Origin of the sequence: Paucibacter sediminis (assembly GCF_030254645.1) — a bacterium.
In the GTDB taxonomy this organism is placed as follows: domain Bacteria; phylum Pseudomonadota; class Gammaproteobacteria; order Burkholderiales; family Burkholderiaceae_C; genus Paucibacter_B; species Paucibacter_B sediminis.
Window position 1 is genome coordinate 2476885 of the sequence record NZ_CP116346.1, and the last position, 12305, is coordinate 2489189.

General features: G+C 71.0%; 12 protein-coding genes. 5 read left to right on the forward strand and 7 right to left on the reverse strand.

Going from position 1 to position 12305, the window contains the following annotated elements:
* Positions 1–10: 10 nt before the first annotated feature.
* The 4 genes from PFX98_RS11510 to PFX98_RS11525 all read right to left on the reverse strand — a co-directional run bounded on the left by PFX98_RS11510 (position 11) and on the right by PFX98_RS11525 (position 3591).
* Positions 11–658, reverse strand: a complete 648-nt coding sequence (locus PFX98_RS11510; protein ID WP_285235342.1) for a peroxiredoxin — start codon at positions 656–658, stop codon at positions 11–13.
* A gap of 78 nt (positions 659–736) precedes the next feature.
* Entirely contained in the window at positions 737–1681 is a 945-nt protein-coding gene (locus PFX98_RS11515) for a CysB family HTH-type transcriptional regulator (protein ID WP_285235343.1), read from the reverse strand.
* Between the two features lie 102 nt (positions 1682–1783).
* On the reverse strand, positions 1784–3067 hold the full coding sequence (locus PFX98_RS11520) for an OmpP1/FadL family transporter (RefSeq protein ID WP_285235344.1): 1284 nt from the start codon (positions 3065–3067) through the stop codon (positions 1784–1786).
* A 98-nt stretch (positions 3068–3165) separates the two neighbouring features.
* Positions 3166–3591, reverse strand: coding sequence for a MarR family winged helix-turn-helix transcriptional regulator (locus tag PFX98_RS11525; protein WP_285235345.1), 426 nt, complete (start codon positions 3589–3591; stop codon positions 3166–3168).
* Positions 3592–3657: 66 nt separating this feature from the next.
* Between PFX98_RS11525 and PFX98_RS11530 the strand changes: the two genes are divergently transcribed.
* On the forward strand, positions 3658–4218 hold the full coding sequence (locus tag PFX98_RS11530; protein ID WP_285235346.1) for a YIP1 family protein: 561 nt from the start codon (positions 3658–3660) through the stop codon (positions 4216–4218).
* 30 nt (positions 4219–4248) lie between these two features.
* Here PFX98_RS11530 and PFX98_RS11535 read toward each other — a convergent pair whose 3' ends face one another.
* The gene (locus PFX98_RS11535) at positions 4249–5427 is read right to left on the reverse strand and encodes a glycosyltransferase (RefSeq protein ID WP_285235347.1); all 1179 of its coding nucleotides are present in this window, start codon (positions 5425–5427) and stop codon (positions 4249–4251) included.
* A gap of 27 nt (positions 5428–5454) precedes the next feature.
* Complete coding sequence (locus tag PFX98_RS11540) at positions 5455–6432, reverse strand: Bug family tripartite tricarboxylate transporter substrate binding protein (RefSeq protein WP_285235348.1); 978 nt, start codon at positions 6430–6432, stop codon at positions 5455–5457.
* Between the two features lie 126 nt (positions 6433–6558).
* Here PFX98_RS11540 and PFX98_RS11545 point away from each other — a divergent pair, with 126 nt between their 5' ends.
* Positions 6559–7551, forward strand: a complete 993-nt coding sequence (locus tag PFX98_RS11545; protein ID WP_285235349.1) for a LysR family transcriptional regulator — start codon at positions 6559–6561, stop codon at positions 7549–7551.
* Between the two features lie 7 nt (positions 7552–7558).
* On the opposite strand, the gene PFX98_RS11550 is transcribed toward PFX98_RS11545, so the two are convergent.
* Positions 7559–8560, reverse strand: coding sequence for a glucokinase (locus PFX98_RS11550; protein ID WP_285235350.1), 1002 nt, complete (start codon positions 8558–8560; stop codon positions 7559–7561).
* Positions 8561–8756: 196 nt separating this feature from the next.
* Here PFX98_RS11550 and PFX98_RS11555 point away from each other — a divergent pair, with 196 nt between their 5' ends.
* The 3 genes from PFX98_RS11555 to PFX98_RS11565 are packed head-to-tail and all read left to right on the forward strand — an operon-like array spanning position 8757 to position 12300.
* Positions 8757–10151: a glycoside hydrolase family 30 protein gene (locus PFX98_RS11555; protein ID WP_285235351.1), complete on the forward strand. Its 1395-nt coding sequence runs from the start codon at positions 8757–8759 to the stop codon at positions 10149–10151.
* Positions 10148–11398: an extracellular solute-binding protein gene (locus PFX98_RS11560; RefSeq protein WP_285235352.1), complete on the forward strand. Its 1251-nt coding sequence runs from the start codon at positions 10148–10150 to the stop codon at positions 11396–11398. Before PFX98_RS11555 ends, PFX98_RS11560 begins: the two co-directional genes overlap by 4 nt.
* 32 nt (positions 11399–11430) lie before the next feature.
* Entirely contained in the window at positions 11431–12300 is an 870-nt protein-coding gene (locus PFX98_RS11565) for a glycoside hydrolase family 16 protein (protein ID WP_285235353.1), read from the forward strand.
* Positions 12301–12305 lie beyond the last annotated feature (5 nt).

A 12305-nucleotide genomic window follows, 5' to 3' on the forward strand; every position in this document is an offset into this window, starting at 1 on the left:
CGGCTCGGCCTCAGGCGGCGCGCTTTGGTGCCGCGGTGTAGCGCAGATAGGGGCGCACCGCGTCCCAGCCCTGCGGGAACTTCTGTTTCAGCAGCGCCGGGTCCTGCAAGGAGGGCACGATCACCACATCGTCGCCCTCCTTCCAGTTGGCCGGAGTCGCCACGCTGTGCTCGTCGGTGAGTTGCAGCGAGTCGATCACGCGCAGGATTTCGTCGAAGTTGCGCCCGGTGCTGGCCGGGTAGGTGATGATCAGGCGCACCTTCTTGGCCGGATCGATGATGAAAAGCGAGCGCACCGTCGCGGTACTGCTGGCGTTGGGGTGGATCAGGTCGTAGAGCTCGCTGACCTTGCGGTCGGCATCGGCCAGGATCGGGAAGTTGAGCTCGGTGCCCTGCGTGTCGTTGATGTCGGCGATCCAGGCATGGTGCTTGTCCACCGGGTCCACCGAGAGCGCGATGGCCTTGACGTTGCGGCGCGCGAACTCGTCCCTTAGCTTGGCCGTGCGGCCGAGCTCGGTGGTGCAGACGGGCGTGAAGTCGGCGGGGTGCGAGAACAGCACGCCCCAGCTTTCGCCCAGCCAGGCGTGAAAGCGGATGCGGCCTTCGGTGGAGTCCTGTTCAAAGTCGGGGGCGAGGTCGCCCAGGCGTAGGCTGGTCATGTGCTTTCCTGTGTTGGTTGGTAGAACGGGGATCTCGAAGCTCGGGTGGCGATGCGGCCTTGCGCGCCCCAGCTTGTGTCAGGCCGCCAGCAGGCCCAGCCTGGCCTCGGCCACGGTCGCGCGCGTCAGCGGCGCGGCGAAGGTGGAGATGAAGGCGTAGACGTAGTCGCGCAGATAGGCGTCCTTGCGCACCGCCAGCCGCGTCATGTTGTCGGCGAACAGATGGCGGCCGTCGATCGGATGCAGCTGCTTGTCGCGCTCCTCGTCGTAGGCGATGGCGGCCACGATGCCCACGCCCAGGCCCAGCTCCACATAGGTCTTGATGACGTCGGCATCCATGGCCACCAGCACCACGTTCAGTTCCAGCCCGGCGGCGCGGAAGGCGTCGTCGATGTGCGAGCGGCCGGTATAGCCGCTCTCGTAGGTGATGATGGGGAACTGGGCCAACCGCTCCAGCGTCAAGGCCTGACCCTCGGCCGATTCGCGCGCCAGCGCATGCTCGGGCGGTACCAGCACGGTGTGGGTCCAGCGGTAGCAGGGCAGGGCCACCAGCTCGTCGTACTGGGCCAGCGCCTCGGTGGCGATGCCCACATCGGCATCGCCGTCCAGCAGCAGGCGCGCCACCTGCTGCGGCGAGCCCTGCTGCATGTGCAGCAGCACGTCGGGGTGGGCGGCGCGGAAGTCGCGCACCACCGGCGGCAGCGCATAGCGTGCCTGGCTGTGGGTGGCGGCGATGCGCAGCGTGCCGCTGCCGGCGCGGGCGAAGTCGTCGCCGGCGCGCCGCAGGTTGTCGGCCTCGTGCAGCAGGCGCTCGACGATGGGCAGCACCTGGCGGCCCGGCTCGGTGAGCCCGGTGAGACGCTTGCCGGCGCGCACGAAGATCTCGATGCCCAGCTCGTCCTCCAGTTCGCGGATCTGGCGGCTCACGCCGGGCTGCGAGGTATGCAGGGCGTTGGCCACCTCGGTGAGATTGAAGTCGCGGCGCTGGGCTTCGCGGACGGATCGCAATTGCTGGAAATTCACGTTGCAGGGCTCTCGTTATGCGTTGTGCATTTTTTGCGCGCGGCGCGGGCCTTGTCCTCCAAGAAATTCAGCAAAGCATTTCGGCCCGCCGCGGGCAAGCTATCAAAGCCGCCAGCCGTAGGAGATGCCCAGCAGGGTCTCCTGCAGGCGCACATGGGCATTGCCACCGCCGAAGCCGCCCGGCGGCAGGCCTGCCGGGATCGAGCCGCTGCCCCGCACCGTCTTGCCCGGGGCGTAGGCGAGGTAGCCGCTGAGCTCGCCGCCGCCGAGCTGCCAGCTCGCGCCCAGCGAGACATGGTCCTGCACCACACCGGGGGCCAGGATGTTGAACAGGGTCTCGCCGCCCGGCACCGGCTGGCGCGCATGGCTGATGCCGGCGCGCAGCGTCAGCTCGCGGCTGAGCTGGTGGCTGACGGCCAGCTTGAGCACCGTCAGGTCGCGCCAGCCAAAGCCCGGGCCCTCGGCCGCACCCAGGGGCTGGCCCTGCAGCAGGCGCGCCAGCGAGTGGCCCACCGCCGCCACGCGGCTGTAGCGGATCGTCTGCACATCGGCGCCCAGGGTCCAGTCGCGGCCGGCCTGCCAGGCCAGGCCGATGCCGTAGTTCTCGGGCACGTCGAAGCGCCCGCCATCGGCGAACAGGCCGGCATAGTCCTTGAACCGGCCGCGCACCTTGGAGGCCCAGCTCAGGCCCAGCGTCAGCTCGGGGCTCAGGCGTGCCTGCCAGCCCAGGCGCAACCCCAGGCCCAGGCTGCTGTCCGTGCCCCGGTCGCTGAGCTGGCCGGGCGCCTGCGAGAAGCCCGCGAACAGACCCAGGCCCTGGGCCGCAAAGCGCTGGTAGGCGATGTTGGCGGCCAGGCCCAGGCTATGGTCGGCGCCGGGCTTCCAGGCGATCGAGGGCGCGACGAAGAGCTGCTCCAGATTCACCCCCGCGGTGCCGCTGGCGCCGAAGCGCGCATAGGGGTTGCTGGCGTACTCGGTGTTCATGCCGCCGTTGCCGTACACGGCCAGGCCGGTGCTCAGGCGCGGCGACAAGGCGCGCACATAGCCGAACTCGGGGATGAAGAAATTCTTCCTGCCGTTGCCGCCATAGCTGGCATCCGGGCCGAAGGCATTGCCCTGGATCTCGGCGCTGCGGCGCGGCGCAAACCAGCTCAGGCCCAGGTCCAGGCGCGCCTGCTGCCCGGCCTGCTCCGCCACCAGGGCGGTGCCGGCCGGGTTGCTGGCGGCCGCCAGCGCATCCTGCGACCAGGCGATGCCCACGCCGGCCTGGCCCAGCGCCTTGACGCCGTAGCCATGCGAGAAATAGCCGTTGGTGGCCTGGGCGGCGCAGGGGATCAGGCCGAGGGCGAGGAGGGCGGCAAGGCGGGTGAGGTGCTGGGGGCGCATGGCTTCGCAAAGGGTCGGTGAAGCCGCCCAATCTAGTCAGCCCGAGCCACCGCCGCCACGAAGCAAAGCGGTTTTCGATATGCGCAAAAAATGCTGCGTCACGGCGTTGCGCCGAACTCCTTCAGCAACGCCCGGTGCTCGCCCTTGTGCAGCGCCACCAGCTCCTCCAGCACGCGCTCGCCCTTCTCGAGCAGATGGATCTCCACCACGCGCTGATCCTCGCGGCCCGGTCGGCGCTCCAGCAGGCCGAGCTCGGCGCAGCGGTCGACCAGCGCCACCACGCCATGGTGATGCGCTTGCAGCCGCTGTGCCAGCTCGCTCACCGTGGCCCAGCTGCGTTCGGGGAAGCCCATCACATGCAGCAGCAGCTGGTATTGCAGGGCGGTCAGGCCGAAGCGCTTGCACAGCAATTCGCTGTTGCGCAGGAACTGGCGCAGGCGATGCCGAAAATCGGACAAGCGTTCGTAGTCGCGCTTGCCCACCGTGGCCCTTGCCTTGCCCGCGCGCGTCGATGCTGGTTTCATGATTGAATTTAGTATCACAACATGATATTGTTTACGCACTCGAGACCACCTTGTCGGGAGTGCCGCATGAACCTTCGTAGTTTGTCCAGGATACCGATCTCGCTGGATAGCGCCTGGCCCGAGCTGATCGAGCGGCGCCTCGATGTGCAGCGTCTGTTCATTTTCCTCGTCCTGCCGGCGGTGCTGGTGACGCCGGTGTCCCTGCTGGTAGCGAGCGGTCGGCAGACGGGCTACTTGCCCGAAATGCTGAGCCGCAAGCCGGTCCAGGACCTGATGGGGTTCCTCTTCATCGCCGAGGTGTTCAGCTTCGTCTTGCTGGGTTGGCTGCTCAAGCAGGTGGCCAGGACGGTGGGCTTGCCGCTCGGCCACGACGATGCCTATCGGCTCGCCGCGATCGGCCCGGTGCCGATGTGGCTTTCGGGGCTGGGGGTGCTGGCGCCCGATCCGCTGCTGGGGTCCTGCGCCATGGTGCTGGGGCTGGGCCTTTCCTGTGGCACGCTGTACCACGGGCTTTGCGCGCTGAGCCGCTCGCGGGGCGACGCACTGCTCGTCGCCAGCGTCGTCCATGTGTCCATCGGTGCCTGCGTCGCCGCCTGGGCGGTGCTGCTCGTCGGTGTGCTGGTTTGAGCCGCTGAGCCAGGCCGTGCTCGCAATGGGTTAGGCCAGGGCCGTGCCGTCGGCCAGGGCGCTGGCCAGCGTGTCGGCGCTCGGCATCGCGGCCATCTCGGCCGCCAGGCGCCAGGCCGCGGCGGCGTATGGGCCGCCGGCGAACAGCTGCCGCGCCGCGGCACGCAGGCCGTCGGCCGTCTGCGCCGCCGGCGCCACCACCAGGCCGGCGCCGGCCGCGGCCAGGGCGCGCGCGTTGCGGAAATGGTCCGCACCCTGGGGCAGCACGAGCTGGGGCAAGCCATGCGCGGCCGCCCCCAGCAGGGTGCCGGCGCCGCCATGCGAGACCACCGCGTCGCAGCAGGGCAGCAGGGCGGCCTGATCGATGAAGCGGTGCACATGCAGCCGCGGCAGGTGGGGGGCGAAGCGCTGGGGATCGCCATCCGCGCCAACGGTGACGACGAGCTCGGCGCCTAGGCCCAGCAGCGCATGCGCGGCCGCCGCCAGGGCGGGCTGCCGGTTGAAGACGGTGCCGAAGCTGAGGTAGACACGCGGCCGCCTGCCGGCCTGCAGCGCGCGCTGCAGCGCCTCGGGCAGCGGCGGGCCCGCAGCGGCGCGCGGCGCGTAGGGGTTCAGCGCCAGCCGGCGCGGGGCCGGCGGGCCGGCGTGGCCTGGCGGCTGCAGGCTGGGCGGGGCGATGTCGATGTAGCCATGCCGGTACAGGCCGCCCGCGGCCGGCGCGGCCAGGCCATGCGCCGCCCAGCTGGGCGCGAAGCATTGCGTTGCCGCCTCCAGGTAGGCGGGCGGCAGCGGCAGGCCATAGCCATGGGTGAGGTAGCGCAGGCCATGCAGGGCGCAGGCCAGCGGTCCGGCCAGGGCCGCCGGCTCCAGCACCATCAGCTCGGGCCGCCATTGCGCGATCGCCGCGTTCACGCCCGCCAGCATCGCCGGTGCCAGGCTGCCGCCAAAGAGGCGCGGAAAGGTCTGCGCCGAGCGCTGCTCAGCCTCGAGCTCGAGCAGCTCGGGGTGCTGGGCGCGGAACTGGCGCCGGCTGGTCTCGAAGTCCAGGCCGGCCGGGAACAGCGCGATGCCCTGGCCGGCGAGCATTTGCAGGGCATCGGGTGCGCTGACCCAGCCGACGGCGTGGCCCTGGCGCTGCAGCGCCAGCGCGAGCGGGCGCAGCGGCTGGAGATGGCCGGCGCCGCCGGTGGAGCAGAACAGCAGCCGCATCGCCGACCCGGGTGCCTGAAGGCCGCGTCAATCCGCCGTCAGCTTGTAGGCGTCGATCAGCGCCGCCCAGCTGCCCAGGTCCTGCGCGATGGTGGCAGCGAGCTCCTGCGGCGAGCCGGTCTCGACGGCCAGCAGGCGCTTGTCCAGCTCGGCACGCATGTCCGGCCGTGCCGCCACCGTGGCGAGGGCACGGGCGAGCTGCTGCTGGCGCGTGCCGGCCACGCGCGCCGACACGTACAAGGCCTGCCAGGTGGGCACCGCCACGGCCGCGAAGCCGGCTTCGCGCATGGTCGGCACCTCGGGGAAGGCGGCGCTGCGCTCCGGGCCGAGCACCGCCAGCAGGCGCAGCGCCCCCGCCCTGACCTGCGCCTGCAGCGCGGCGAGCGGGCCGAACATCAGCTGCACGCGGCCGGCCAGCAGATCCGGCAATGCCTGTGTGGCGCCGCGGTAGGGCACGCGCGTCAGCTCCACGCCGGCGGCCTGCATGAACTGCGCCGCCGCCATGATCTCGCTGGGCGTGCTGGTCGCCACATTCAGCCGGCCGGGCTGGCTGCGCGCATGGGTGGCCAGCTCGGCAACCGTGGTCGCGGGCAGCGCCGGATGCACGGCCAGCCCGAAGGGTACGCGGCCGATCTTGCCGAGCGGCGCGAGCTCCTGCACCCAGTCGAAGCCCGAGCCCTTGGCGAGCAGGGGCGTGGCGATCATCGAGCCGGGGGCATACAGCAGGGTCTGGCCCTCCGGCCCGGCGGCGGCCACCTCGCGGGCGGCCAGCAAGCCGTTGCCGCTGGGCTTGTTCTCCACGATCACGGTCTGGCCCAGCGCTTCCGACAGATGCTGGGCGGCCTGGCGCGCGATGAAGTCGCTCGGGCCTCCGGCCGGCAGCGGCACGAGCAGGCGCAAGGCCTTGCCGGCATTGGCGGCGCCGGCTTCGGTGGCATGCGCCTGTCCGGCCGGGCCCAGCAGGCAGCAGGCGGCGAGGAGGGTGATCTGCAGCAGTGAGGGCATGGCTTGCTCCGATCGGTGCGTGGGCAGCGAGATGGGAAGGAGGGGCGATGGCTCGGACTGTAGGCAGGCATGGGCAAAGCAGAAAGCGCCGCCGCGGCACAATGGGTTTGAACCAATGGTTAAAGCATGGACAAGCTGCGCGCCCTTCAGTACTTCATCGCGGCCGCCGAGGAAGGCAGTTTCTCGGCGGCCGCGCGGCGTTTCGAGCTCAGCGTGCCGGCGGTCACCAAGCTGGTGGGGGCGCTGGAGCGCGAGCTGGGCGTCCGGCTGCTGGAGCGCAGCACGCGCGGCCTGGCGCTCACGCCACAGGGCGCGGCCTACCGCGAAGCCTGCGCGCCACTGCTGGCCCAGCTGGCCGAGGCCGAGCGCGCGGCCGCCGGCCCGGTGCGGGCGCGCACCCTGGTGGTCGGTGCGCCGGCCCTGCTGGCGCGCGCGCTGCTGATCCCGGCGCTGCCGGGCTATCGCGACAAGCACCCGCATGTGCAGATCGAGCTGAGCACGGTGGACCAGCTGACCGTCACCGATGCCGAGGCGCGCGGCTTCGACGTGCTGATCGCGCTGGGCTGGCCCGGCGCGCTGGACCTGGTGAAGCGCCCGCTGGCGCAAAGCCGGCTGATCGTCTGCGCCAGCCCGGCCTATTGGCGCAACCACGCGGTGCCGGCGCGGCCCGCCGAACTGGCGCAGCACGACTGCGTGCTGGTGCGCTCACCCGAGGGCACGGTGCTGGATCTGTGGCGCCACCGCCGCGGCGAGGAGGTCGAGGAGGTGGCGGTGCGCGGCTGGCTGACCTGCGAGAGCCGCGACGACGCGCTGCAAGCGGTGCTGCACGGCCAGGGCGTGGGCCGCTTTGCGGATCTGTCGGTCTGGCACCATGTGCGCGACGGCCTGCTGCAGCCGGTGCTGCTGGACTGGGACAGCCCCGACGCGCCACCCTTCAGCGCGCTGCTGCGGCCGGATGCGCGGCGCGACGAGGCCACGCAGGACTTCGTCGCCTTTCTGGCTCGGCTGCTCGGCGAGATCGAGGCCCAGTGCGTGCGGCTGATCGGCCCGCGGCCGCAGCCCGAGCGGCCCGCCTGGTATGCAAGGCGCCAGGGCAGGGCGTCGGCGGGCCAGCGCTGAGCGAGGCTCAGGCGCGCGCGCAGAAGCGCTCGATGTCCAGCGCGCGCGAGGCGCCGATCAGGGCCGGCGAGACCTCGGCGTTGATCAGCCAGCAGGGGATCTGCGCCAGATAGGCCTGGAAGCGTCCCTTGCCCTCGAAGCGCTCGCGGAAGCGCGAGGCGCGCAGCTCGGGCAGCAGGCGCGGTGCGATGCCGCCGCCGATGTAGACGCCGCCGCGCGCGCCCAGCGTGAGCGCCACATTGCCGGCAAAGCTGCCGAGGAAGCGGCAGAACAGCTCGATGGCGAGGCGGCACAGCGGGTCGCCGCTGTGGCGTGCGCCGTCCACGATCTCGGCCGGCGTGAGCGTCAGCGCGGCCTGGCCCGCCAGGCCGGCCGCCGCCTCGTAGAGATTCACCAGGCCCGGGCCGGACAGCACGCGCTCGGCCGAGACATGGCCGAAGCGCCCGCGCAGCCACTCGATCACCGCGGCCTCCTGCGCGTCGTTGGCCGCCAGCGTGCTGTGCCCGCCTTCGCCCGCCACCGGCAGGTAGCCGCCACCGGGCGCGGGCAGCAGCCCCGATACCCCCAGGCCGGTGCCCGGCCCCAGCACGGCCATGGCCTCGTCGGCAATCGCCGCGCCCGGGCCCAGGGGCAGCAGTTCGTCGGGGCCCAGGGCCGGCAGGGAGAGGGCCAGCGCCGTGAAGTCGTTCACCACCGCCAGCCGGTTCACCGCCAGTTCCTTCTTCAGGGAGGCGATCGAGAAGGACCAATGGTGGTTGGTCATCCTGACCTCGTCGCCGGTGACCGGATTGGCGATGCCGATGGCGCAGGCACGCGGGCCCTGCTGCTTGCCATGGTCCGACAGATAGCGCTGGATGGCCGCCGCCAGCGAACCATGCTCGGCGCAGCGGTAGCTGGCGATGTCGGACAGCGGCGCACCCGCCTCATGCGCCCAGGCCAGGCGGGCATTGGTGCCGCCGATATCGCCGAGCAGCCGCGGGTAGGTGAGGGTGGAGACCGTATTTGCCATGTTCGTGATGTTAATGAAAGCGCTTTCAGGCATCAAGCAATGGTTTACCCGGCGCCCCGCCGGGCGCGCCACGCGGGCCGTGCTTTTCTCATTGACCGCCGGCCGACGAGGCCCTATTCTGAAAAAAGAAAGCGCTTTCATAAAACCAAAAGCGTCCTCTTGCCACCCATGCCGCGGCAGCGCGGCCCTCCTGCCCATGAGTTTCACGCCCCCCTCCCGCACCGGCGACTTGCGCTGCGTGCTCAGCGCCCTCGGCCAGGGCAGCAGCGCGGCGCTGCAGCTGGCGCCGCAACCGTCGCTGGCCTTGCGGCCAGCAGCGGATCTGGCCGAGGCCGCCCGCGGCCTGCCGCAGCTGATGGTGAACAGCGACAAGCGCTTCCAGCGCATCGAGGGCTTTGGCGGCGCCTTCACCGAGGCCGCCGCCGTGACCTGGCAACAGCTGCCATGGGCCGAGGCGGAACGCCTGCTGCACGCTTACTTCGATGCGGCGCAGGGCCATGGCTACACGCTCTGCCGCGTGCACATGAACAGCTGCGATTTCGCGCTGGGCAACTATGCGCATGCCGAGGTGCCCGGCGATGCGACCTTGCAGAATTTTTCGATCGAGCGCGACCGGCGCGCCCTGCTGCCCATGATCAAGGCGGCGCAGGCGGTGGCGGCGCAGCCCATCAAGCTGCTGGTCTCGCCCTGGAGCCCGCCGGCCTGGATGAAGAGCAACGGCCAGATGAACCAGGGCGGCAAGCTGCTGCCGCAATACGCCGCCGCCTGGGCGCAATGCTATGTGCGCTTCATCCAGGCCTATGCGGCCGAGGGTGTGCCGGTCTGGGGCGTGACGGTGCAGAACGAGCCCGACGCCACGCAGCGCTGGGACTCCTGCATCTACAGCGCCGCCGAGGAGCGCGACTTCGTGCGCGACCATCTCGGCCCGGCGCTGCATGCCGCCGGCCTGGGCGAGGTGAAGATCGTCATCTGGGATCACAACCGCGACCAGATGGTGCAGCGTGCCGACACCGTCTACGCAGACGCGCAGGCGGCGCGCTATGTCTGGGGCTGCGGCTTCCACTGGTATGGCGAGGATGCTTTTGACCATGTGCGGCTGGTGCACGACGCCTGGCCCGACAAGCAGCTGCTCTTCACCGAGGGCTGCCAGGAGGGCGGCCCGCACCTGGGTTCCTGGGCGCTGGGCGAGCGCTATGCGCGCAACATCATCAACGACCTGAACCGCTGGACGGTGGGTTGGATCGATTGGAACCTGCTGCTGGACGAGACCGGCGGCCCCAACCATGTGGGCAATCTCTGCAGCGCGCCGATGCTGGCGGACCGCAGCTGCGGGCTGCTGATGCCGCAGAGCTCCTACCATTACCTGGGCCATTTCGCGCGCTTCATCAGGCCCGGCGCGCAGCGCCTGCTGTGCGCGGCCAGCAAGCAGGATCTGGAGTGCACGGCGGCACTCAATATGGATGGCGAGCTGGCCCTGGTAGTGCTGAACCGGAGCGAGGCGGCGCTGCGCTTTGTGCTGTGTATCGACGAGCTGGCCTGTGTGGCGGAGTTGCCGCCGCGCGCCATCGCCAGCTACGGCCTGGCACGATGACACGGCGCCGCGCCTTGCTGGGGGCGGGTCTCGCCGCGGCACTGCCGGTGCGCGCGGGCGCGCGCGCCGTGCTCACGGTGGCCGCCTTTCCGCTGGTGGACGAAATCGCCCGCGCCGCCACGCCGGCCTGGCAGCGCCTGCATCCCGAGGTGGAGCTGCGCGTGCTGAGCCGCCAGTACAGCGACCACCACACCGCCATGACCACGGCGCTCTCCACCGCGGTGGCCCTGCCGGACGTGATGGCGCTGGAGTCCAGCTTCGTCGGCCGCTTCGCCCAGGGCGGCGGGCTGGAGGATCTGCGCCAGCCGCCCTATGAGGTCGAGCGCTTTCGTGCGCGCCTGGTGCCCTATGCCTATGAACAGGCGGTCGCGCGCAACGGCGCGGTGGTGGCCATGCCGGCCGACATCGGGCCCGGCACCCTGCTGTACCGGCAGGACATCCTGAGCCGCGCGGCGCTCGCCGAAGACGATCTCACGCGCTCCTGGGAGCATTACGTGGCCGCCGGTGCGCGCATCAAGGCACGCACCGGCGCCTACCTGATCGCCCATGTGCAGGAGATCAAGGACATCCTGATCCGCAGCGGCCTGCGGCCGGGCGAGGGCCTGTACTTCGATACCGATTCGCGCGTGCTGGTGAACTCGCCGCGCTTCGAGCGGGCCTTCGAGGTGGCGAGGGAGGCGCGCCGGCAGGGGCTGGACGCGCGCGTGCCGGCCTGGTCCAACGACTGGGCCGAGGGCTTCAAGCGCGGCCGCCTCGCCACCGAGCTCTCGGGCGCCTGGCTGGCGGGGCAGCTGAACAGCTTCATCGCCCCCGGCACGCGCGGCCTGTGGCGGGCCGCGCCGCTGCCCGAGGGCGCCAGCGCCGCCTATGGCGGGGCCTTCTACGCGATGCCGCGCCACGCCGCGCCGGCACGCAAGGCGCTGGCCTGGGACTTCATCCGCCTGATGACGCTGGACCCGCAGCTGCAGCTGCAGGCCTTCAAGGCCTACGACGCCTTCCCCGCCCTGCTGGCCACCCACGAGGATGCCTTCTTCAGCGAGCCCCTGCCATTTCTGGGCGGGCAGCCGGCGCGCCGGCTCTGGCGCGAGGCGGCACGCCGCATCAGCGCCGCGCCCGTGCACAAGCAGAACCAGTTTGCCGAGGAAGTGGTGCAGACCGAACTCGACAAGGTGCTGAACCGCGCCAAGCCGATACGCCAGGCGCTGGCCGACGCCGAGCAGCTGCTGGAGCGGCGCGCGCGCCGTTGACGACACGACACTAGCCACAGGAGAGCTTACGCATGAACCGACGATTTGCCCGCGCCTGCACCCCGCTGCTGGCGGCATTGAGCCTGGGCGGCTGCGGCGGTGCCGGCGGCGCCACCGCGCCCCAGCCTGCCCCCGCACCCGTGCCCGCACCGGAAACCCTGGCCGTGCCGGCCGGCTACCGGCTGGTCTGGTCCGATGAGTTCGAACCCGCCGGCCTGCCCGACCCCGCCAAATGGGCCTACGACACCGGCATGAACAAGCAGGGCTGGCACAACCACGAGCAGCAGTACTACAGCGCCGCGCGCGCTGAGAACGCCGAGCAGCGGGAGGGCAAGCTGGTCATCACCGCGCGCAAGGAGCAGCTCTCCGCTGCGGCCGACTGGGGTGGCCAGCCCTATACCTCGGCGCGCCTGATCACCGCCGGCAAGGCGGAGTGGACCTATGGTTTCTTCGAGATCCGCGCCAAGCTGCCCTGCGGCAAGGGCACCTGGCCGGCGATCTGGATGCTCGGCAGCCAGGGTGAATGGCCCGCCGCCGGCGAGCTGGACATCATGGAACAGGTGGGCAAGGAGCCCAGCAAGGTCTTCAGCACCACCCACACCAGCGCCGGCAGCGGCGGCAATGGTGCGGGCGCGGCCACCCAGGTCGGCGACGCCTGCAGCGCCTTCCACACCTACCAGATGGACTGGACGCCCCAGCAGGTGCGCTTCGGCATCGATGGCAAGAGCCACTTCGTCTACAAGAACGCAGGCACCGGCAAGGCCCAATGGCCCTTTGACGCGCCGCAGTTCCTGATCCTCAACATCGCCATCGGCGGCGACCTGGGCGGGCCGGTGGACGACGCCATCTTCCCGGTGCGCATGGAGATCGATTACGTGCGCGTGTACCAGGCCGCCAAGTAGCGCGG